Consider the following 21324-nt stretch of genomic DNA (forward strand, 5'->3'; position numbering starts at 1 on the left):
GGGCATGCAGGGGGCGACTTTTCAGAATATTCCGGATACTTTTGCTTGACTTCCGGCATAAGTGGCCCATAGCGTGGGGCGTAGCCTGGGCCGAGGATGACCCATGTCACAGCCTGTCCATCAGCAGTCAGAAGGGGTGCCCCACTCATGTCCTACTCCGTGCAGCTCTACAGCGTCCGCGACGCGCTCAGCCAGGATCTTCCGGGGACGCTCCGGCGCCTGGCCGAGCTGGGGTTCACCCAGGTGGAGCCGTACGGCTTCGCCGCGCTGGCCGATCAGCTCGGACCGGCCCTGCGCGAGAACGGACTCACGGCGCCCACCGGGCATGCCTCGCTGCTGTCCTCGGATCAGGACGAGATCTTCACGGCGGCCCGCGACCTCGGCATCGGCACCGTCATCGACCCCTTCGTCGAACCGGCGCAGTGGCAGGACGCCGGGAGCGTGCGGGACATTGCGGAGCGACTGAACGCCGCCGCGAAGAAGGGCGCCGACTACGGCATCCGTGTGGGCTATCACAACCACTACTGGGAGATCGGGTCCACCCTGGAGGGCGCCACGGCCCTGGAGTTCTTCGCGGGCCTCCTCGACCCCGAGGTCGTGCTGGAGGTGGACGCTTACTGGGTGGCCGCGGGCGGCCAGGATCCCGCCGCGTTCCTGCGACGCCTCGGAGACCGCGTGGTCGCCGTGCACCTCAAGGACGGCCCCATCACCGTGCTGCCGGGCGACGGGTTCGATCCCGAGCAGATGGCCGCCATCACCGCCTCGCAGCTCCCGGCCGGTCAGGGCGACGTGAACATCTGGGACGTCATCGACGCCGCGCCGGCACTGGAGGTGGGCGTCGTGGAGTTCGACGACTACGGCGGAGACATCTTCGAGGGCCTCGCCGCCTCCCTGGCCTACCTCGACGCCGGCCGCCCGGACAGCGGCGCCCACGCCGAGGCGGGCGCGTGAGCCGCGGCCCGGTCGGCGTCGCGCTCATCGGCGCCGGGAACATCAGCAAGCAGTACCTGGACAATCTCACCGTCTTCCCGGATGTCCGGGTCGTCGCCATCACGGACCTGTATCCGGAGGCGGCCAAGGCCCGCGCCGAGGAGTACGGGATCACGGAGCACGGCACGCCCGAACTCGCGCTGGAGCACCCGGACGTCGAGATCATCGTCAACCTCACCATCCCGGCCGTGCACGCCGACGTCGCGCTGCAGGCGATCCGCGCAGGGAAGCACGTGTGGAGCGAGAAGCCGCTCGCCCTGGACCGGGAGAGCGGCCGGGAGGTGCTGGAAGCGGCAGCCGCCGCGGGGGTGCGGGTCGGCTGCGCGCCGGACACCTTCCTCGGCGCCGGGCTCCAGACGGCGCGCCGTGTGATCGAACGCGGCGACATCGGCACGCCGCTCACCGCACAGACCGTCATGCAGTACCCCGGGCCGGATCGCTGGCACCCGAACCCGGCGTTCCTCTTCCAGCGGGGCGCGGGGCCCCTTTTCGACATGGGTCCCTATTACGTGACCGCCCTCGTTCAGACCTTCGGCAGCGCCCGCAGGGTCGCCGCGATGGGTTCGGCGGCGCTGACGCGGCGCACGGTGGCGACCGGGCCTCTGGCCGGCGAGACCTTCGACGTCGAGGTCCCCACCCACGTCAGCGCCCAGATCCAGTTCGAGGGCGGGGCGTCCTCGCACAGCGTCTTCAGCTTCCAGTCGCCTCACGTCCGGACCGGCTACGTCGAAGTCACGGGAACCGAGGCAACGCTGCTGATCCCGGACCCCAACAACTTCGACGGGGAGCTTCAGCTGATCCGTCCCGGCGAGGACGACTGGACCGTCATTCCGGCGAGCGGGGCGGCGCAGGGACGCGGCATGGGCGTGCTGGACCTCGCCCGCTCGATCCGCGCCGGAGTGCCGCACCGGGCCACGGGCGAGCTGGCCTTCCACGTGCTGGACACCATGATCGCCATCTCCGATTCCGTGGAACGCGGGGAATTCCTCACGGTGGAGAGCTCCGCGGAGCCGTCCGTGCCGCTGCCCGAGGACTGGGAGCCGCTCGCGGCCACCCTGGAGGGGACGGCATGAGCGGGGAGACCCGGCCCCTGGGCGTCGCGGCCATCGGCTACGCCTTCATGGGGAAGGCGCATTCGCAGGCGTGGCGGAATGTGGGCTCGTTCTTCGACGTGCCCGCGTTCGAGCGCAAGGTTCTGGTGGGCCGGGACGGCGCCCAGGTGGCGGCGGCCGCCGAGAGGTTCGGCTGGCAGGAGTCCGCCACCGACTGGCGCGAGGTGATCGCGCGGCCGGACATCGACGTCGTGGACATCTGTACACCCGGATGGACCCATGCGGAGATCGCCATCGCAGCGCTGGAGGCCGGCAAGCACGTCCTGGTCGAGAAGCCGCTGTCCAACACCCTCGAGGAGTCGCAGGCCATGGTCGAGGCGGCGGCGCGGGCCGCCGGGCGCGGGGTGAAGTCGATGATCGGCTTCAACTACCGTCGCGTGCCGGCACTCGCCTACGCCCGGAACCTGATCGGCGACGGTCGGCTGGGGGAGATCCGCCAGGTGCGGGCCTCCTACCTTCAGGACTGGCTCGCCGACGAGCAGACGCCCATGTCCTGGCGGCTGCGTCGCGAAACGGCCGGCAGCGGAGCCCTCGGCGACATCGCCAGCCACGCGATCGACCAGGTCCAGTTCCTCACCGGCCACGCCGTCACCGGCGTCTCGGCCCGCCTGGAGACGTTCGTGCCGCGGCGCCCCGGGCCGGACGGCGTGGAGGACGTCACGGTGGACGACGCCGCCTGGCTGACCCTGGCGCTCGACGGCGGCGCGGTCGCTTCGGTGGAGGCCTCCCGCATGGCATTCGGCCGGAAGAACGCGCTGCGGATCGAGGTCTACGGCAGCGGGGGCGCCCTGGCGTTCGATCTGGAACGCCCGAACGAGCTGCAGTTCCTCGACGGCGCCGACCCCGTCGAGGAACAGGGCTTCCGGACGATCCTCGTCACGGAGCCGGAGCACCCCTACGTTTCGGCGTGGTGGCCCCAGGGGCACGTGATCGGCTGGGAGCACACCTTCACGCACCAGGTGCGCGATTTCCTCGTCGCGATCCGGGACGGCGGCACCCCGTCGCCGTCGTTCGCGGACGGGCTCCAGGTGCAGTCCGTGCTGGACGCCGCCGCCCGGTCCGCGGAGGCGCGTGGCGCCGTCGTCGACCTTCCATCCGCATCCCGAGCCACCCAGGAGGCCTGAGCCATGGCACGACCTTTCACTCTCTTCACCGGCCAGTGGGCCGACCTGACCCTGGACGAGGTGGCCGGGCTGGCCGCCGGCTGGGGCTACGACGGACTGGAGATCGCGGTCTCCGGTGAGCATCTCGACGCGGCCCGCTGGGACGATGACGAGTACATCGCCGAGCGGCTCGGGATCCTCGAGAAGCACGGCCTCAAGCTGTGGGCCATCTCGAACCACCTCAAGGGCCAGGCCGTGTGCGATGACCCGATCGATTTCCGTCATCAGGCGATCGTCGGCACCGCGGTGTGGGGCGACGGCGACCCGGAGGGCGTGCGGCAGCGCGCCGCGGAGGAGCTGAAGAACACCGCGCGGCTCGCGAAGAAGCTCGGCGTGAAGACCGTGGTCGGGTTCACGGGGTCCAAGATCTGGCAGTACGTGGCGATGTTCCCGCCCGTCCCGGCCGAGGTCATCGACGCCGGCTACCAGGACTTCGCGGACCGCTGGAACCCCATCCTCGACGTGTTCGACGAGTGCGGGGTCCGCTTCGCCCATGAGGTCCACCCGAGCGAGATCGCCTACGACTACTGGTCCACGCAGCGGGCGCTGGAGGCGATCGGGCACCGCGAGGCGTTCGGGCTGAACTGGGACCCGTCCCACATGATGTGGCAGGGCATCGACCCGGTCTCCTTCATCACGGACTTCGCGGACCGGATCTACCACGTGGACTGCAAGGACACCCGGATGCGGATGGGCAACGGCCGCGCGGGGATCCTCTCCTCGCACCTGGCCTGGGGCGACCCGCACCGCGGCTGGGACTTCGTCTCGGCGGGACGCGGGGACGTGCCGTGGGAGGACTCGTTCCGCGCGCTCACGGCCATCGGCTACGACGGCCCCATCTCGGTCGAGTGGGAGGACGCCGGGATGGACCGGCTGCAGGGTGCGCCCGAGGCACTGGCGGCCCTGAAGCGCTTCGACTTCGAACCCAGCTCCCAGTCCTTCGACGCCGCCTTCAGCAACCAGAGCTGACGGCGCGTACCTCCCGTCCTCCGCGAGGGAACAGCTGATGCCCGGATACGGCGTGTATCCGGGCATCAGCTGTTCCCTCGCGTGGTCACGTGGTGGGGTCAGGCGGCCGGGGAAGGGAGCGGCTCGGATTCCGCCGCGTCGTCGAGGCCTGCCTTGTCCATGTCCTCGGCCAGCGCCGCGTACACCTGGGGCCGCTTGCGCTTCAGATAGGGCCCGAGGATCAGCCCGCCGACGACGGCCACCACCAGGAGGAGCGGCAAGAGCCGCACGGCCAGGGCGTCCGAGCCGGCCACGATGTCGAAGTTGATGATCGCCAGCACCACGATCGTCCCCAGACCCAGCATGGCGATGAGCGGCGCCACGAAGGTGCGGCCGATCCTGGGGTCCCGCTGCCGCCGGAAGTGCACGATGATCGCGAGGGCCGCGAGCACCTGGAGCACCATGATGCACAGCGTGCCGAAGCCGATCATGCTCGGCACGAGTGAGGTGATCGGGTCGAGGCCGGCCAGGGCGAACGCCCCCGCCACGACGACGGCGAACACCGCCTGCACGACGCACGCCACCACCGGGGACCCTCCCGCGTTGGTGCGGGCCAGGGCGTACGGGAACACCCGGGCGCGGCCCAGGGCGTAGAGATAGCGGGCCGCCGAATTGTGGAAGGCCAGCATCGCGGCGAACAGGCTCACGAGCAGCAGGACCATCATGACCTTCACGAGTGGATCCCCGAGGTACTGCCCGGCCAGGCTGAAGAGCAGATCGCCGGATTCGAGGTGTTCCTGCGAAGCGATCTGAGCCTGCGCGACGCCCGTGGCGCTCACCACGGCCCAGCTGGTCAGGGCGAAGACCACGCCGATGATGCTCACCGAGATGTACGTGGCACGGGGCACCGTGCGGGAGGGGTTCTTGGCCTCCTCACCGAAGAGACTGGTGGCCTCGAATCCGAGGAACGCCGTCGCCGCGAGCAGGAGCCCGATGGGCAGCGATCCGGAGAAGATCGCGTCCGGCGAGAAGGCCTCCACGCTGAAGCCGGTGCGGACCAGGACGGAGATGTCGAACACCACGAGCACCAGGGTCTCCAGCACCAGGGCTATGCCGAGCACCGCGGAGCTGATGTCGATGCCGCGCCGGGCCAGCAGGAAGGAGGCCACGATGGACAGCAGGCCCCACACGTACCAGTGCACGTCGAGGCCGGTCAGCTGGGCGATGATCGTCTGCATGAAGAAGCCGCTGGTCCCGATGGTGCCGACCACGAAGAAGTTGTAGCCCAGGGTCGCGATGAGTCCCGCCACGAGACCGCCGGTCCGGCCGAGGCCCTTGAGCACGAAGGCGTAGAAGCCTCCGGCGTTGACCAGCACGCGGGACATCTGGGCGTAGCCGACGGCGAAGATCAGGAAGAGGGCGGCGATGACGAGGAACGCGAAGGGCGTGCCTCCGCCGTTGCCGAGGGCGATCGCGAGCGAGGCCACCACCACCGTGCCGGTGAGCGGGGCGACGGCGGCGAGCACCAGGAACACCACACCGGGCGTGCCGAGCGTGCCGCGTTTGAGGCCGGAGGCCGAGCCGGGCGAGGCCGGGCTCGTTGAGGCTGAGAGTTTTTCCACGCTGTGTCTCCTTGACGATGAAGCGGGTGCGAGGGGATGGGGGAGGGCGGCCGGTCAGAGACCGGCGTCGGCGAAAGCGATCGTGGGCACGTCCACCACATGCGAGCCGCCGTCGGCCACCAGCACGGCGCCGGTGATGTACGAGGAGGCGGAGGACCCGAGGAACAGCGCGATCGAGGCGATCTCCTCGGGTTCCGCGGGACGGCCGAGCGGGACGTTGCGGGTCACGGTCCGGTAGGCGTCCTCCCGGGAGGCGATGCCCGCCTGGGCCGCGAATTCGTCCATCTCGGCGTCGGCCATGGGGGTCCGCACCCAGCCGGGGCAGATCGCGTTGACGCGGACGCCGTGGGGGCCGTAATCGCGGGCGAGGCTGCGGGTCAGGCCGATCAAGGCGTGCTTTCCCGTGGTGTAGCCGACGACCGAGGGGCCGGCGAAGAGCCCGGCGAGGGAGGACATCACGACGATCCGGCCCGAGTTCCGGATCAGTTCCGGAAGGCACGCGCGGGCCGTGATGAAGGCGGTGTTCAGATTGGCGCGCAGGGCGGCATCCCAGGCGGTGTCGTCGGTGTCGAGGGCGGAGGAGAAACCGTGGCCTCCCGCGTTCGCGACCAGGACGTCCAGCCGTCCGTGCCGGCGGACGATCTCGGCGACGCCCTCCTGGGCCGAGGCCGCGTCGGAGGCGTCGAGAACGAGCGCCGTGCCATCGACCTCAGCGGCGATCGCTTGCAAGGGCTCCACTCGGCGGCCCGCCACGATCACGGTCGCGCCCGCCGCGGCGAAGGCGCGGGCGATCGCGGCGCCGATGCCGGTGCCTCCGCCCGTGATCAGGACGACCTGTGACGGGGTCTCGGATGCGGTGTTCGTCGCGGGAGCGGTGGTCATGATGTCCTCCAAAGCATGGTGTCCTCCAGAATCGGATGGGGAAGGCCGCGTCAGGCCGGGAAGGCGCTGCGGGCGCTGTAGGCGAAATCGCTGAGCAGGGTGGTCCCGTTGACCGGACCCGACCGCGGTGACAGGAGGAACAGCACCTGCTGTGCCACCTGCTCGGGGCTCTGCACGGGGAATGCGGCGTCCGCGAAGCCGCCGGGTTTCTCCAGATCGGTCCGGCTCATGGGGGTGTCCACCACGGAGGGGCAGAGGGCGTTGACCCGGATGCCGTGCCCGGCCCACTCGACCGCCACCGCGCGCCCCAGCTGGACGAGTCCGGCCTTGGACGCGCAGTAGGGGGCCATGCCGGGTGCCGCCACGACGGCCGAATCACTCGCCAGGAGCACGACGGCAGGCTGCCGCCCTTCGAGCAGCAGCGGCAGGGCGTGCTTGAGCACCAGGAACGGGGCCAGGAGGTTGACGTCGAGCACCATCCGCCACTCCCGCAGGTCCGTGTCCTCCAAGGGTGTGCCGACCGGCCCGGAGACCCCGGCGCACGAGACCAGGAGATCCAGTGAGCCGAAGCGCTCGGCCAGGGAAGCGAACGCCGCCTGGACCGCGGCCTCATCGCACAGATCCAGGCACAGCGGAACGAAGCCGGCGGCCGCAGGTGCGGGAGCGCCGTCGTCGGAAGCTGGGAGAAGCGAGTCTTCGACCGGCAGCGGCGACGCTGCGAACTCCCGGGCGGCACGGTCCAGGGCGGCCTGGTCGCGGTCCAGACCGGCTACCGAGCAGCCCTCGTCCAGGAGCGCGGCACACACCGCGCGGCCGATGCCGCTCGCAGCGCCGGTCACGACTGCGAACCGGCCGCTCAGCCCGGCGTTCACGGGTGCGCCTCGGGGGAGCGGGCCGCGGAGGGTGAAGTGATCGATTTCATGGATCTCATCCTGAATGCTCCGCGCGACGAGAGCGCCAGGGCCTGCGCGGAACGGCTATTGCCATGCCCGCCCGGGCAAGTGGCCGCACGGCTCTTCGCGCCTGGGCAAGTGCAGGGCACGGACACCCATGGGAATGCGCGGACGGCGGGAGCAGACTGAAGTCAGGCCCGGCAGCCCGCCGGGCATGGACACGCTGTTTTCAGCACGGCAGTTTCAAGGAGCATCATGACGGAACACGGCACGATTCCGGGCCCCTCGCTCTCCGACACCTCGACGTGGCTTCCCCTGGACGGGCTCGCCCCGGGGTTCGACGCCAACAAGGCCCCGCATGACACCGGCCTGGCCGGCCAGGTGGTCGTGGTGACCGATGAGCGCGGCACGAGCGTCACCCATGAGTTCACCGACAGTGAGGTGTCCTGGGACTACCAGCCGGGACCGGGGGACTCCCTGGAGGCTCATCAGGGCACGGACGCCTACGAAGCCTTCCTGGTGGACGACGGGCTCTACTTCGTCCAGTTCCATCACCGCTTCCGTCCGGATCAGGCCGTGTCGCTGGTGCTGGATCTGCGGGACGGGCGCGCCCTGAGCGTGCTCAGCACCATCCTGGACGAGGACCGCCCGGCCGGCGCCACGCGCGTGCGGCACGACTTCGGCCCCGCGGTGATCGCGGGCGCCGAGGTGAGCGGAGCGGCGCCCGCCCCGACATCGTCCCTGATCGGCCGCCGTGTCGTGTGGGACTACAGCCCCGAACACGCGTACGAGCACATCTACCTGTCGGAGCAGTGGTACACCTGGCAGTGCCTCGCCGGTCCGGAGAAGGGCCTGGCGGACACGGACGAGAACTCGGTGTGGCAGGTGCGGCCCGGCATCTACGTCTTCGCGTGGCGCGAGAAGGTCATCCCCTGTGCCTCGGTGACGATCGCCGACCACCGGGACGCCTCGGCCATCCGCTCACACGGCGTGCTCTTCGGCCTCGACGAGACCGGTGAGGTCCCCACCCACTTCACCTTCGGCGCCCACGGCCGCCTGGTGTCCATGACGGTCCACCCGGAGAACCTGAACTTCGTCTGAGCCGACCCAGCGCGACACCGCGGCACGAGCCGCACGCGAAAGCCCCCGGAAGGAATCCTTCCGGGGGCTTTCGCGGGCCCAAGAACGTCCGGCGTCAGGCGTCAGCTCCTGATGACCTGGCTCGCGGCGACGGCCTTGAGACCCTCGACGCCGAACTCCAGGCCGTAGCCGGACTGCTTCACGCCGCCGAACGGCACCATCGGGTGGAGGCCGCCATGGCTGTTGACCCAGACCGTCCCGGCCTGGAGCCGTGAGGCCAGGGCGAGGGCGCGGTCCCGGTCGGAGGACCACACGGACGCGCCGAGACCCACGGACGCGGCGTTCGCCATGGCGATGGCGTCCTCCACATCGTCGAAGCGGATCACGGGCAGTGCCGGACCGAACTGCTCCTCCTGGACCAGGTCGGCGTCGTCGGCGATGTCGGTGACGATCGTGATGGGGAAGAACGTCCCGCCCAGGGGAGTCCCACCGGTGGCGAGCGTCGCCCCGGAGGCCTTCGCGGAGTCGACCAGCCGTTCGACGATCCGGAACTGCGCCTCGTTCTGCACCGGGCCGAGCAGATTGCCTTCTTCCAGCCCCGGGCCCATGGGCGTGCGGGCGGCGACGGCGGCCAGTTCGCGGACCACCGCGTCGTGGACGGAGGAATGGACATAGAGCCGCTTGAGGGCCGCGCAGGTCTGGCCGGTGTTGATGAACGCGCCCCAGAAGAGGTCCTCCGCGATGGCGGCCGGATCGACGTCGTCGAGGACGATCCCGGCGTCGTTCCCGCCGAGCTCCAAGGTGAGGCGTTTGATGGTGTCCGCGGAGCTGCGGATGATCGAGCTGCCCGTCTTGGTGGAACCCGTGAACATGACCTTGCTGATGGCGGGGTGCTCCGCGAGGGCGGCACTGACCTCACGGTCGCCGCTGATCACTTCCAGCACACCGGCGGGGAGCACGGAGTTCACCACGTGCACGAGCGCCAGGACGCTCAGCGGCGTGTACTCGGACGGCTTGACGATCACCGCGTTGCCCATGCGCAGCGCCGGGGCGAACTGCCAGACCGCGATCATGAGTGGCCAGTTCCATGGACCGATCGCCGCGACGAGCCCGAGCGCGCGATAGTGCAGTTCCGCCCGGCCGCTCTCGTCGTCCACCAGCACCTGCGGTTCGAGCACCGTGTCCGCGGCAGCCCGCAGCCAGGCGGAGCAGGCGCCCACTTCGAAGCGGGCGTTCGGGCCGTCCAGCGGCTTGCCCTGTTCCCGGGACAGGAGACGGGCGAGGGCCTCGGCGTGGGCTTCGACCGCGTCGGCGGCCGCGTGGAGCAACCGGCTCCGTTCCTCGTGGCCGAGCGCGTCCCAGGCCGGCTGCGCCGCCGTCGCCCGGGAGATCGCCGCTTCGAGGTCCTCCACGTCCTCCACCGGCGCACGGCCGATGACCTCTCCGGTGGCGACGTCGCGGATCTCCCGCCCGCCGTCACCGGCCTGGACGGCGTTCAGCAGTTCCTCGTACTGTTCCATGGTTCCTCCTCCTGATGGACGGTGCTTCCCTCACGTTAGGACCGGGCGGCCTGCCGGTCATCGGCTCCCAGCGTGCGCGCCTTGTCCGGCAGCGCATGATCACCGGACGGATGACGACGGCGCCCGGGCCGCCGTCGTCGTCGCGCGCCACGCTCAGTGGCAGGTGCAGACCTGCGCGCCGCCGCAGCATCCCGCAGCGGCGCTCTTGGCGCCGTCCGCGAGATCGAGGGCGGGGTTCCGGTCCAGGAAACCGTGCGGCTTGAGACTGAAGCCCGAGTAGTCCACGGGCATGATCGGCCAGTCCTCGGTGCGCGGCACGTGGGTCGGACCGAAGACGTGCCAGAGGACCAGGCGTTCGTCCTCCAGGGGCCGATCGGCCGCCGTCCAGGCCGGGAGGCCCGCGCCGCCGGGGTTCGCGTTCGGGAAGTCACCCGCCGGGAACCGCTCGTCGCTGCGGAGCGGTGTCGCCCACAGGTGCTCGGTGGCGAAGGTCGCACGCTGGAACACGGTCGCCTCCGGCTGGGCCATGAGGACCGGACCCGTGTGCGGGTGGAGCCGGTACGCGGTGGGACGCCCCACGGCGTTCGTGGCGGAGCCGCTCCGGACCTCCCAGACACGTCCGACCGAGGAATCCGCTTTCCTGCGGGCGGCCGACTCCGTGGGCAGAAGCCGTTCCTCCCAGGTGAAGGCGTTGCCGTAGGGGTTGGACGGACCGGTGGGGACGCCCCGCACCTCGACCTCGTAGAGCGAGTTCTCCGGGGTGTCCACCGCGGTCTCCAGACGGGCGCAGAACAGGTGCTGATGCACCGGGGCGAAGACGCCCGGGGCCACTTCGGGGGCGTGCGGGTTCGCGGCGCCGGGATGGCCCGCCCCCGCGAACACGATCCCGGTGGCCTTCGCCTCCAGCTGGATCGTGCCGTCCAGGTACAGGTACCAGAAGAAGCCGTAGTCGTAGTTGCCGATGGTGGAGAAGTAGGAGATGACCAGGCGGCGGGAGCGGCGGACCTCCGTGTTGCCCTCGGTGTCCGTGTGCTTCCAGAGGATCCCGTAGTCCTCCTCGTGCATGCAGACGGCGTGCGGGATCTTCACGGGGTGCCCGTGATCGTCCGCCACGAACTGATCGAAGTAGTGGATCACGCCGAGACAGTCGCAGCCGAGGGTTAGGGCATTGGCGTTCTTCCCCAGGAGGTACTCGCCGGCGTCGAAGTAGCTGATCCAGTAACGCCCGATCGCCGTGTCGCCGTACGGCACCACCATCTCGGGGACACTGGCCCGGCGCAGAACACTGCGCTCCCGCTGACCGTCCCGGAAGTTCAGGGCGTTGAGCACCAGACCCTCCCGGGCGTTGAACCCCACCCGGAAGGACCAGTTCTCCCACGTGACCTTCGACCCGTCCACCTGGAAGCTCGGACCCTCAGGCTGAGTGATCTCGATGGGCTTGAGGCTCTCACGGGCCGGACCCCAGGCGGAGAGCGAGTAGTCGCCCGAGGCCTCAGGGACGGGCACATCCCCTTCGTCGTCCACACGGATGACGCGCTCGCGGGTGAGATCGATGTGGACCACCAGCCCCTCGACGGGATGGGCCCAGGGGCTGTCGCCCTCGTGGTCGCGGAGGAAGGTGAGGGACCGGATGACCCGCGTGCCGCTCTCATCCTCGCGGCCGAAGTGGCCCGGGGCCAGGGGCGCGCAGAACGCGAGCTCACGGCGGTCTCCGAGTCCGCGGCGTTCCATGGCGGCCTGCCAGGACGGGTCGTCCTTGACGATCCGTTCCACGCGGTCGTACTCCTCGAAGAGGTACTGCGGCTGGCCTTCGGTGTCCGTGTCGATCGTGCGGACCGACTCCACGGTCCCGGTGTCGTCCGAGCCCGGCTCGCCGAGCAGGACGACGGCCCGCGTGGCCTCACCCGTGGCGACGTCCAGGAGCACGATCTCGACGCGGCGTTCCAGGGGCGCGCCCTCCTGCCAGCGGTCCAGCCAGGCGGCCTCGGGCGCCAGCGGCAGTAGCTGGGGCACGCGGACCGTGGCTCCCATCAGTCCGGCGCCCTCCAGAACGGCCCGGGTCCGCGCGATCTCCTCCGCCGTGAGCGGGTCCAGGGGATGCGCCACCTCGCGTGGCTCTGTGGTCCGTTCCCCGTGGGTGTGAAGAGTCGTGTCCGTGTGCCCGTGCGCCATCAATTGGTCCTTCCGCGATGCCGGGCGCCGGTCCGGCCGGCGCCCACTGTCCCTCCCACGCTAGGCGTTCCGGTCCGGCGGGGGAGAGAAGGCTTCAGGCATGGTCAAGGGCTGTGCTCTCCCGGCCAACACGGTGCTCTCCCGCGCTGTGGTGCCCGACCTGTGGCGCACGACGGCGGCGCACCCGCCGTCGTCCGGCGTCAGGCGGCGAAGCGCATCCGGAAGTCGCGGGGGCTCTCGCCGAACGTCGACTTGAAGGTGCGGCTGAAGTGGGCCGGGTCCGGGAAGCCCCACGAGGCCGCGATGGAGGCCACTGAGCGGTTCACGAGGAACGGGTCGGAGAGTTCGCGCTGGCACCGGGCGAGGCGCTGCTGGCGTATCCAGGCGGACACCGTCACGCCCTGAGAGTGGAAGAGCCCGTGCAGATGCCGGGTGGAGATGTAGTGGGCCGCCGCGATGGAGCCCGGGGTCAGGTCCGGCGAGGCGAGATTGCGCTCGATGTACGCGTGGATGTCGGCCAGGAGCTTCTCCCGCGGGTCGACGACGGGACGCTGGGCGCCGAGCGATCCGGCGAAGGCGGTGGCCAGGACGTCCAGACAGGAGTTGGCGATCCGCACGCCGAAGGGGCCCGAGAGCTGATCGAGACTCGTGGACACCTTGGCCAGCAGCGCGGCGGCGAGGCTGCCGAGCTGCCCCGGAGCGGCGAGGTTGACGGCGGAGATCTGGTGGATCTGGGATTCGGGCAGCTCGAAGGTGGACTTCGGGAACATGGCCACGAGCACGCGGGTCTGCTCCTCGGAGATCACGGAGTACGGCCGGGAGGTGTCGTAGACCGCCAGGTCGCCGGGCTGGAGGAACACCTCGCGTGAGTCCTGAATCAGGAGGCTCGACCCCGCCAGGACGAGGCTGACCTTGTAGTAGTCCTCGCCGCCCTGCCGGATCAGTTCGGGCGTCCGCTCGACCTGATGCCCGCCCGCCGTGAGCTCGGTCAGGTGGAAGTCCAGGGCCGAGGCGGAGCGGATGCTGCTGAAGAACACCCCGTGTTCCGGGCCTGACACCTTCAAGGGGACGAAGGAGGAGGAGACACTCTCCCGGAAGGCTTCGAAGTCGTGGCTGCGCTGGAAGCTGACGGGCTGCCCTGCGGCGCCGTGTACGGGAGCGTGCATCATGATTCCCATCCGTTGATCAGAGGCATCCATCGTGTGATGGAGATCTCAGTTCGGTTGCCCAGGATTGTATATGATCCCGGACGGGGATGAGAAGCCCTGCGGCCCTGCGGCGGGGTACGTGAAGGCGGCGCCGGTGTGGCCGGCGCGCGCCGAGACTATTCGAAGCGGGACGGATCGCCCATGCCGTAGCGGGCGATCTCCGGGTAGCCGCTCGAGTAGTCGATCACCGTGGTGGGCTCGGCGCCGCATTCACCGGCGTCGATCACGGCGTCCACCTGGTGGTCCAGCTCTTCCTTGATCTCCCAGCCCTCGACCATGGGGGTCTCCTGGCCGGGCAGCAGGAGCGTGGAGGACAGGAGCGGTTCGCCGAGCTCCTCGAGAATCGCCTGGGTCACGCGATGGTCCGGGATGCGCACTCCCACGGTCTTCTTCTTCGGCTGGAGGAGGCGTCGCGGCACCTCCTTGGTGGCCGGGAGGATGAAGGTGTAGCTGCCCGGGGTGACCGCCTTGATGTCGCGGAACGCGTCGTTGCCGATGTTCACGAGCTGGCCCATCTGGGCGAAGCTGCTGCAGACCAGGGTGAAGTGGTGCTTGTCATCCAGGTGCCGGATCTGGCGGATGCGGTTGAGCGCGTCCTGATTGCCGAGAGCGGCGCCGAGCGCGTAACAGGAGTCGGTCGGGTAGGCCACCAGACCGCCGTCGCGGATGATCTGCACCACCTGCTGCACGAGGCGGGGCTGTGGGTCCAGAGGGTGAATGTCGAAATAGCGGGCCATGCTTCTGAGCATACGTCGGCTCCGGTAGCGTGTGAGGGGTGCAACCCATCCTGGATTTCATCGGTCACTACTGGTGGCTGGTTTTCGTCTTCGGGGGCGTCGGCGCGGGCTGGGCCCGTCGGATGTCACAGATCGGAGAGAAGCGGCATCAGCGGCGGCTCGAGATCGAGCGGATCCGTGCCGGCAATGCCGGCACGCCGCCCGGCGTGGAGTCCTCCGGCGATGCGAGCGACGGCCAGCAGAAGCCGGCTCCTTCGCCGGCGCAGGACCTCGCGCGGCTCCTGGCTGATCACGACTCCCTCAACGCCCGCTGGCTCGACTACGAGCTGGACGTCGCCAAGATGATCGACTTCCCCGGCATGAGCGACGTCCGGGAGCCCCTGACCGTGGAGTACCTCAAGGCCAAGCGCCGTGCGGACTCCCTGCGGCCGGTGGGGCAGGAGGAGCTGAGCCGCGAGGACCTCGACGTCTACCGCGAAGCCGTGCTCGCCTACGGCCACGCGTTCGACGTCGCCGAGCGCAACGCGCAGAGGGTGAAGGACGCGGCGTTCTCGGCGGAGGAGCGCGAACGCCTGTCCCGCGCCCGGCAGTTGCTCAACATCGCCGTCGACCCCGGGTCGACGGCGCCGGAGCGCCAGGCCGCCTACCGCCGGGTCCGCAAGGAACTCGACGGCCTTCTCGCCGTCCCGCAGACCGCGTTCTCGGCGCTGGAGCGTCAGATCGCGGCAGCGCTGGACCCGTCCCGCCGCCCGGCTCCGGAGGAACACCCGGGCTGAGCGCGCCGGCGGTTCACCGGATTTTCATGCTTCCGTCAACTGCCCTTAACATAGCGATGTGGCGTCCCTGCGCGCTGCGGCTGACTCACGACATACAGATTGGGCCCGGGTGGACGTCACCTTCATGGCAGCGCTGGTTATTGTGCTGGCTCTGTTCTTCGATTTCACAAATGGTTTCCACGACACCGCGAACGCCATGGCGACACCCATCGCCACCGGCGCCATCAAACCCAAGACGGCCGTCGCTCTCGCCGCGGCGCTGAACCTGGTGGGAGCCTTCCTCTCCACCGAGGTCGCCAAGACCGTGTCGGGCGGGATCATCCGGGAAGGCTCGGACGGGGTGCACATCACCCCGGAGATCATCTTCGCCGGCCTGATGGGGGCGATCCTCTGGAACATGTTCACCTGGCTCAAGGGCCTGCCGTCCAGTTCCTCACACGCCCTGTTCGGCGGCCTCATCGGCGCGGCCGTGGTCGGCATCGGCGTGTACTCGGTCAATTTCGACACGGTGATGCTCAAGGTGATCCTTCCGGCGGTCTTCGCCCCGGTCATCGCCGGCGGCGTCGCGTACATCTGCACCCGTCTGGCCTATGCGCTGACCTCGCGGCATGATCCGGAGACCGGAGACAAGCTCACCCAGAAGCGCGGCGGCTTCCGCACGGGCCAGATCTTCACGTCCAGCCTGGTCGCCCTCGCACATGGCACCAACGACGCGCAGAAGACCATGGGCATCATCACCCTCGTCCTCATCGCCAGCGGCACGCAGCCGGCCGGGTCCGGTCCGGAGTTCTGGGTCATCGCAGCCTGTGCCCTCGCCATCGCCATCGGCACCTACTCCGGCGGCTGGCGCATCATCCGGACCATGGGTTCCGGCCTGACCGAAGTGAAGCCCGCCCAGGGCTTCTCCGCGGAGACCAGCACGGCCGCCGCCATCCTGGCGTCCTCGCACCTCGGCTTCGCGCTGTCCACCACGCAGGTGGCGTCCGGCTCGGTGATCGGCTCCGGTCTGGGCCGAAAGGGCACCACGGTGCGCTGGGGCATGGTGGGCAAGATCGCGACCGGCTGGCTCTTCACGCTTCCGGCGGCCGCCGTCGTCGGCGCTCTCACGGCGCTCCTGGTGGGCACCGGCCCGGTCGGCACGGCCATCGCGATCGCTTTCGGCATCGGCACGATCGTGGCCATGTTCGTCTACTCCCGCAAGTCGCATGTGAGCCATGCGAACGCGGTCGAGGTGGAAGAGGCCGGCACGGCCGTCCGCTTCCAGAAGAAGAAGAAGGCCTCCAAGGCCCCCAAGGCGACGAACAACGAGGTCCAGGAATGAAGTGGTTGGAACTGCTGCAGGTCGCGGGCGCCACGCTCGTCTCCGCCGTCATCCTGGTGGTGCTGTACTCGCTGGGCGTGCGCCTGACCGCCATCGCGGCGGACGCCGAGCAGAAGTCGCCGCGCCTCGCGCGGTCTCTCGCCTACCTGTGCTTCGGAGCCTGCGGCGTCGCGGTCCTGTTCGGGATCTACCTGATCGTCCCGTACTTCAGTAAGTAGACGCTTCAGCAGGTGGACATTCCAGCGATAGGTCGCCCCCTGAGGGCGACCGGCCCGGCGTCGTCGGGCTAGGGTGAGGTATGGGGAAATTCCAGTACTTCACCGCAGTGTCCCTGGACGGCTTCATCGCCACGGAGACCGACTCGCTCGACTGGCTTCTGAACGCCGAGGAGACGGGGACCGAGGGGCGGATCGAGGAGTTCTACGCCGGCGTCGGATGCCTCGTCATGGGCGGCACCACGTACCAGTGGATCCTTGACCATTTCGAGGGCGAATGGCCCTACAGCGGCACGCCCGTGTGGGTGTTCACCCATCACGAGATGCCCGTGTACCCGGGCGGCGACGTCACGCTCATCCGCGGGGACGTGGAAGAGTTCGTCCCGGATTTCCTGCGCGACGCCGGAGACAAAGACGTCTGGGTCATGGGCGGCGGTGAGCTGGCGGCGCAGTTCGCCGCGGCCGGGCATCTCGACGAACTCATCCTCACGGTCATGCCGGTCATCCTGGGCTCCGGAAAGCGCATCCTGCCCCTCGCCGGTGGGCCGCGTCAGCTGGAGCTGCGGGAGAGCGCCGCCGTGGGAAACGTGCTGGAGCTCCGCTACGTGCTCAAGCCGTCCTCCTGAGCCGCCACGTTCCGTCCGTCTCACCACGGGCCTGAACCCCGGCCTCTCCTCGGCCCGGGTGAAAATGTCCGGGCGTGCCACTACGCTGGCAGGGTGAGTGAAACATCCCAGAGCGCGGTAGCTGCAACCACGTCCACCAGTCCGTCGGAGACCCCCGAGCCCTCGGCAGTGGCGCCGTCGGACCAGGCCTCCCCGGGGACCCGGAACCGGCTCCTCGTGCTGGACGGGCATTCCATGGCCTTCCGGGCGTTCTTCGCCCTTCCCGCGGACAACTTCGCCACGTCCACCGGACAGCACACCAATGCCGTGCACGGCTTCACGTCCATGCTCATCAACCTGATCAAGGACCAGCAGCCCACCCACGTGGCGGTCGCCTTCGACGTCTCGGATGACACCACGTTCCGCAAGAAGGAATACGACGGGTACAAGGGCGGACGCAACGCCACCCCCGAGGAGTTCCGCGGGCAGATCGATCTCATCGACCAGGTCATGGGCGCCTGGGGCATCAAGACCCTGCGCATGCCCGGGTACGAGGCGGACGACATCCTCGCCACGCTCGCCGCGCAGGGTGAGGAGGCGGGCTGGGAGGTCCTCCTGGTCTCCGGCGACCGCGACGCCTTCCAGCTGATCACGGACAACGTCTTTGTCCTCTACCCGAAGAAGGGCGTCTCGGACATCCCGCGCATGGATGCGGACGCCGTCCGGGAGAAGTACTTCGTGGGTCCGGAGCAGTATTCGGATCTGGCCGCGCTCGTGGGGGAGACGGCGGACAACCTCCCCGGCGTGCCCGGTGTCGGCCCCAAGACGGCCGCCAAGTGGATCAACCTCTACGGAGGCCTCCCGGGCATCCTGGAGAACCTGGACAGCATCGGCGGCAAGGTGGGGGATGCGCTCCGCGCGCACATCGAGGACGTCAAGCGCAACCGTCGCCTGAACCGTCTGTTGACGGACCTGGATCTGGGCGTCGCCCTGGACGAGCTGGCCGCGCCGCGCCCCGACCAGGACGCGGTGGAGGAGCTCTTCGACGCGCTCGAGTTCAGGACACTGCGCACGCGTCTGTTCGCCCTCTACGGCGAGGACACCGAGGGCGTGCAGCACGAGGGCGTCGAGCTGCCCCCGTTCGAGATCGGCGCGGATGCGGAGTCTCTGACCACCTTCCTGGCCGGTGACACGGGTGGCGTTCCGGCCGCCCTGGCCGTCGCCTCGGTGGCCGGCGGTATCGGTCAGGAGGCCAGCGCCGTCGCGATCCTGCGCGGCGAATCGGCGCGGTACCTGGACCTGACGGAGCTCGACGCCGCCACGGAGGGCGTGCTCGCCGCGTGGCTCGCGGACAGCGGCCAGGAGAAGGCGATCCACGAGTACAAGGAGGCGTTCAAGGCGCTGCAAGCCCGTGGCCTGACGCTGGAAGGAGTGGTCGATGACACGTCGATCTCCGGCTACCTGATCCAGCCCGATCGCCGGAACTACGAGCTGGCGGAGCTGGTGCAGCACCACCTCAAGATCACCCTGGAGTCGGCGCCAGCCGTCCCCGCCGGGCAGCTCGATCTCGGTCTCGACGTCGATGGCACTGCCGCGCAGGCACGCGCCGAGGCCCTGGTGCGGGAAGCGGCGGCCGTGCGTGCTCTGAGCGACCACCTCGCTCCGCTGCTCGTGGAGCGCCAGGCGGATCAGCTGCTGCTCACGCTCGAGCTTCCCGTGGCCCGCGTCCTGGCCGACATGGAGATCACCGGCATCTCCGTGTCGCGGGAGAAGATGCAGGAACAGCTCGACGATCTGGCCCGCCAGGTGGAGATCGCACAGCAGGGCGCCTATGCAGCGATCGGGCACGAGGTGAACCTCGGATCGCCCAAGCAGCTTCAGACCGTGCTCTTCGAGGAACTGGCCCTGCCGAAGACCAAGAAGATCAAGTCCGGTTACACCACCGACGCCGCCAGCCTCAAGAATCTGCTGGAGAAGACCGGACACGAGTTCCTGGTCCAGCTCATGGCCCACCGAGAGGCCTCCAAGCTGCGCCAGATGGTGGAGACCCTGTACAAGTCGGTGGCGGAGGACGGCCGTATCCACACCACGTACGCCCAGAACGTCGCGGCCACGGGGCGTATCTCCAGCAACAACCCGAACCTGCAGAACATCCCGGTCCGCAGCGAAGAGGGCCGGCGGGTCCGCGATCTCTTCGAGGTCTCCGAGGGCTACGAGTGCCTCCTCGCCGCCGACTACTCGCAGATCGAGATGCGCATCATGGCGCACCTCTCCGAGGACGCCGGGCTGATCCAGGCGTACCGCGACGGCGAAGACCTGCACCGCTACGTCGGCTCGCACATCTTCGGTGTGGCTCCGGAGGACGTCACGAGCGCCATGCGGTCCAAGGTGAAGGCCATGTCCTACGGCCTCGCGTACGGCCTCACGAGCTTCGGGCTCTCCAAGCAGCTGGAGATCTCGGTGGACGAGGCGCGGACCCTTATGAAGGACTACTTCGATCGCTTCGGCGCCGTGCGCGACTACCTGCGGGGCGTCGTCGAGCAGGCCCGCCAGGACGGCTACACGGCCACCATCGAGGGCCGGCGCCGGTACCTGCCGGACCTGACGAGCACGGACCGGCACCTGCGGGAGATCGCGGAGCGCGTGGCCCTCAACTCGCCGATCCAGGGCTCCGCCGCGGACATCATCAAGCGGGCCATGCTGGGCGTCGCCCGGGCGCTGCAGGAGGAAGGCCTCAAGTCCCGCCTCCTGCTCCAGGTCCATGACGAACTCGTCCTCGAGGTGGCGCAGGGGGAGCGCGAACAGGTCGAGCAGCTGGTCATCCGGGAGATGGGCAACGCAGCCGAACTGTCCGTGCCGCTCGACGTCCAGGTGGGCGAGGGCCACAGCTGGCACGACGCCGGGCACTGATGCGGATCGCTGACACAGCCCACTGACACGGTCCACTGGCACAACGATGACGGCGGCCGTCCCGGAATCCTCCGGGACGGCCGCCGTCGTCGTTGCGCGGTGATTCGACGCTCAGTGTTCCTCGCCGTATTTGTAGTCCGGGAAGTCGAAGCAGGTGCTGAAGGCGTCGACACGCAGCCGGTCGGGGCGCGAGGAGAACCCGACGATCAGGTGGGTGCCGTCGCGGTGCAGCAGATCGACAGCGGACTGCCCGTCGTCATCGGTCTTGTCCGTCAGACCCGCCCGGAGAACGTGTCGCACTTGTTGAGATCGCCCGACTGGTAGCCGGTGAGGAACCACTTCTGACGCTGAGCGCTCGAGCCGTGGGTCCAGGACTCGGGGCTCACCCGACCCGTGGCGGCCTTCTGGATCCGGTCGTCACCCACGGAGGACGCAGCGGACAGGGCATCGCGGATGTCGCTCTGGCTCAGCGGCTTGAGGAAAGGCTGCCCGCCGGACGAGGTGGGCTGGGTGCTCGCATAGTGGGCCCAGATGCCCGCGAAGCAATCGGCCTGGAGTTCCACTCGGACCCCTCCGGACTGCGGGCCCTGGGGATCGCGCTGGGCGTAGTCGATGGTGCCGAGGATGTTCTGGACGTGGTGCCCGAACTCATGGGCCACCACGTACTCCTGCGCCAGGGGGCCACCGGAGGAGCCGAACCGGGTCACGAGTTCCTGGAAGAACCCGGGGTCGAAGTACGCGGTCCGGTCGGCGGGGCAGTAAAAGGGCCCCACCTCGGTGGTCGCGGGACCGCAGCCGCTCTGGGTGCGCTGGGTGAACAGCACCGTCTTAGGGCGCGGGTACTGCTTGCCGTACTGCCGGAGATAATCCGGCCAGAAGGAATTCAGGCTGTTCACCGTGCCGGTGATCCGGCAATCGAGCTGCTGGTTCGCCTGGGCGCCGGTACGGCACTGTGAGGCGCCGCCCTGCCCGGCCGGCTGGGTCTGCGCGGGAGGCTGCTCGCCGGCGCCGGTCAGTCCATCGAGGAGGGAGGGATTGAACCCCAGCAGACTCAGCACCAGGATCAGCAGACCGCCACCGATGCCGCCGCCCACCTTCACCCCGGTGCTCATGCCGCGGCGGTCCTCCACCTGGGACGAATCGAGCTGACTGCCTTCGTTGAAACTCATG

At 69.3% G+C, this 21324-nt stretch carries 19 protein-coding genes; 10 read left to right on the forward strand and 9 right to left on the reverse strand.

The genetic code is table 11. The features are described from left to right. Positions 1-147: 147 nt before the first annotated feature. The 4 genes from BLV63_RS09660 to BLV63_RS09675 are packed head-to-tail and all read left to right on the forward strand — an operon-like array spanning position 148 to position 4234. The gene (locus BLV63_RS09660; RefSeq protein WP_066212160.1) at positions 148-951 is read left to right on the forward strand and encodes a sugar phosphate isomerase/epimerase family protein; all 804 of its coding nucleotides are present in this window, start codon (positions 148-150) and stop codon (positions 949-951) included. Continuing rightward, positions 948-2063 carry a Gfo/Idh/MocA family protein gene (locus BLV63_RS09665; RefSeq protein ID WP_066212162.1) on the forward strand — a complete coding sequence of 372 codons (1116 nt, stop codon included), beginning with the start codon at positions 948-950 and terminating at the stop codon, positions 2061-2063. Before BLV63_RS09660 ends, BLV63_RS09665 begins: the two co-directional genes overlap by 4 nt. Next, entirely contained in the window at positions 2060-3226 is a 1167-nt protein-coding gene (locus BLV63_RS09670) for a Gfo/Idh/MocA family protein (protein WP_066212163.1), read from the forward strand. Before BLV63_RS09665 ends, BLV63_RS09670 begins: the two co-directional genes overlap by 4 nt. A 3-nt stretch (positions 3227-3229) precedes the next feature. Next, positions 3230-4234, forward strand: a complete 1005-nt coding sequence (locus BLV63_RS09675) for a sugar phosphate isomerase/epimerase family protein (RefSeq protein ID WP_066212164.1) — start codon at positions 3230-3232, stop codon at positions 4232-4234. Positions 4235-4332: 98 nt separating this feature from the next. Here BLV63_RS09675 and BLV63_RS09680 read toward each other — a convergent pair whose 3' ends face one another. The 3 genes from BLV63_RS09680 to BLV63_RS09690 are packed head-to-tail and all read right to left on the reverse strand — an operon-like array spanning position 4333 to position 7589. Further along, positions 4333-5835, reverse strand: a complete 1503-nt coding sequence (locus tag BLV63_RS09680) for an APC family permease (RefSeq protein ID WP_066212166.1) — start codon at positions 5833-5835, stop codon at positions 4333-4335. Between the two features lie 54 nt (positions 5836-5889). Then, positions 5890-6717, reverse strand: coding sequence for an SDR family NAD(P)-dependent oxidoreductase (locus BLV63_RS09685; RefSeq protein ID WP_066213007.1), 828 nt, complete (start codon positions 6715-6717; stop codon positions 5890-5892). Between the two features lie 50 nt (positions 6718-6767). Continuing rightward, positions 6768-7589: an SDR family NAD(P)-dependent oxidoreductase gene (locus tag BLV63_RS09690; RefSeq protein ID WP_066212167.1), complete on the reverse strand. Its 822-nt coding sequence runs from the start codon at positions 7587-7589 to the stop codon at positions 6768-6770. 276 nt (positions 7590-7865) lie between these two features. Here BLV63_RS09690 and BLV63_RS09695 point away from each other — a divergent pair, with 276 nt between their 5' ends. Next, positions 7866-8711 (forward strand): molybdenum cofactor biosynthesis F family protein, encoded by an 846-nt coding sequence (locus tag BLV63_RS09695; RefSeq protein WP_217640449.1) that lies wholly within the window; start codon positions 7866-7868, stop codon positions 8709-8711. A 101-nt stretch (positions 8712-8812) separates the two neighbouring features. Here the strand turns inward: BLV63_RS09695 and BLV63_RS09700 are convergent, their stop codons facing one another. The 4 genes from BLV63_RS09700 to BLV63_RS09715 all read right to left on the reverse strand — a co-directional run bounded on the left by BLV63_RS09700 (position 8813) and on the right by BLV63_RS09715 (position 14327). Then, a complete protein-coding gene (locus BLV63_RS09700) occupies positions 8813-10210 on the reverse strand; it encodes an aldehyde dehydrogenase family protein (protein WP_066212168.1) in 1398 nt (465 codons plus the stop codon). A gap of 153 nt (positions 10211-10363) precedes the next feature. Beyond that, the gene (locus tag BLV63_RS09705) at positions 10364-12382 is read right to left on the reverse strand and encodes a primary-amine oxidase (protein ID WP_074784214.1); all 2019 of its coding nucleotides are present in this window, start codon (positions 12380-12382) and stop codon (positions 10364-10366) included. Between the two features lie 200 nt (positions 12383-12582). Continuing rightward, complete coding sequence (locus BLV63_RS09710; protein WP_066213016.1) at positions 12583-13551, reverse strand: AraC-like ligand-binding domain-containing protein; 969 nt, start codon at positions 13549-13551, stop codon at positions 12583-12585. 155 nt (positions 13552-13706) lie between these two features. After that, positions 13707-14327: an L-threonylcarbamoyladenylate synthase gene (locus BLV63_RS09715; RefSeq protein ID WP_066213018.1), complete on the reverse strand. Its 621-nt coding sequence runs from the start codon at positions 14325-14327 to the stop codon at positions 13707-13709. Between the two features lie 38 nt (positions 14328-14365). Between BLV63_RS09715 and BLV63_RS09720 the strand changes: the two genes are divergently transcribed. From BLV63_RS09720 to polA, 5 genes are all read left to right on the forward strand, one after another. Then, positions 14366-15103, forward strand: coding sequence for a hypothetical protein (locus BLV63_RS09720; RefSeq protein WP_066212169.1), 738 nt, complete (start codon positions 14366-14368; stop codon positions 15101-15103). Between the two features lie 109 nt (positions 15104-15212). Then, positions 15213-16424 carry an inorganic phosphate transporter gene (locus tag BLV63_RS09725; RefSeq protein WP_066212171.1) on the forward strand — a complete coding sequence of 404 codons (1212 nt, stop codon included), beginning with the start codon at positions 15213-15215 and terminating at the stop codon, positions 16422-16424. Further along, a complete protein-coding gene (locus BLV63_RS09730; RefSeq protein WP_066212172.1) occupies positions 16421-16642 on the forward strand; it encodes a hypothetical protein in 222 nt (73 codons plus the stop codon). Before BLV63_RS09725 ends, BLV63_RS09730 begins: the two co-directional genes overlap by 4 nt. An 80-nt stretch (positions 16643-16722) precedes the next feature. Then, positions 16723-17265, forward strand: coding sequence for a dihydrofolate reductase family protein (locus BLV63_RS09735; protein ID WP_066212174.1), 543 nt, complete (start codon positions 16723-16725; stop codon positions 17263-17265). Positions 17266-17499: 234 nt separating this feature from the next. Next, positions 17500-20154, forward strand: coding sequence for a DNA polymerase I (gene polA / locus BLV63_RS09740; RefSeq protein ID WP_066213020.1), 2655 nt, complete (start codon positions 17500-17502; stop codon positions 20152-20154). A gap of 111 nt (positions 20155-20265) precedes the next feature. On the opposite strand, the gene BLV63_RS09745 is transcribed toward polA, so the two are convergent. Further along, complete coding sequence (locus tag BLV63_RS09745) at positions 20266-20454, reverse strand: hypothetical protein (RefSeq protein WP_066212178.1); 189 nt, start codon at positions 20452-20454, stop codon at positions 20266-20268. Next, positions 20427-21323, reverse strand: a complete 897-nt coding sequence (gene ypfJ / locus BLV63_RS09750) for a KPN_02809 family neutral zinc metallopeptidase (RefSeq protein ID WP_066212180.1) — start codon at positions 21321-21323, stop codon at positions 20427-20429. The genes BLV63_RS09745 and ypfJ overlap by 28 nt, the downstream gene beginning before the upstream one ends. Position 21324 lies beyond the last annotated feature (1 nt).

The organism is Arthrobacter woluwensis, assembly GCF_900105345.1.
GTDB classification, from domain to species: domain Bacteria; phylum Actinomycetota; class Actinomycetes; order Actinomycetales; family Micrococcaceae; genus Arthrobacter_E; species Arthrobacter_E woluwensis.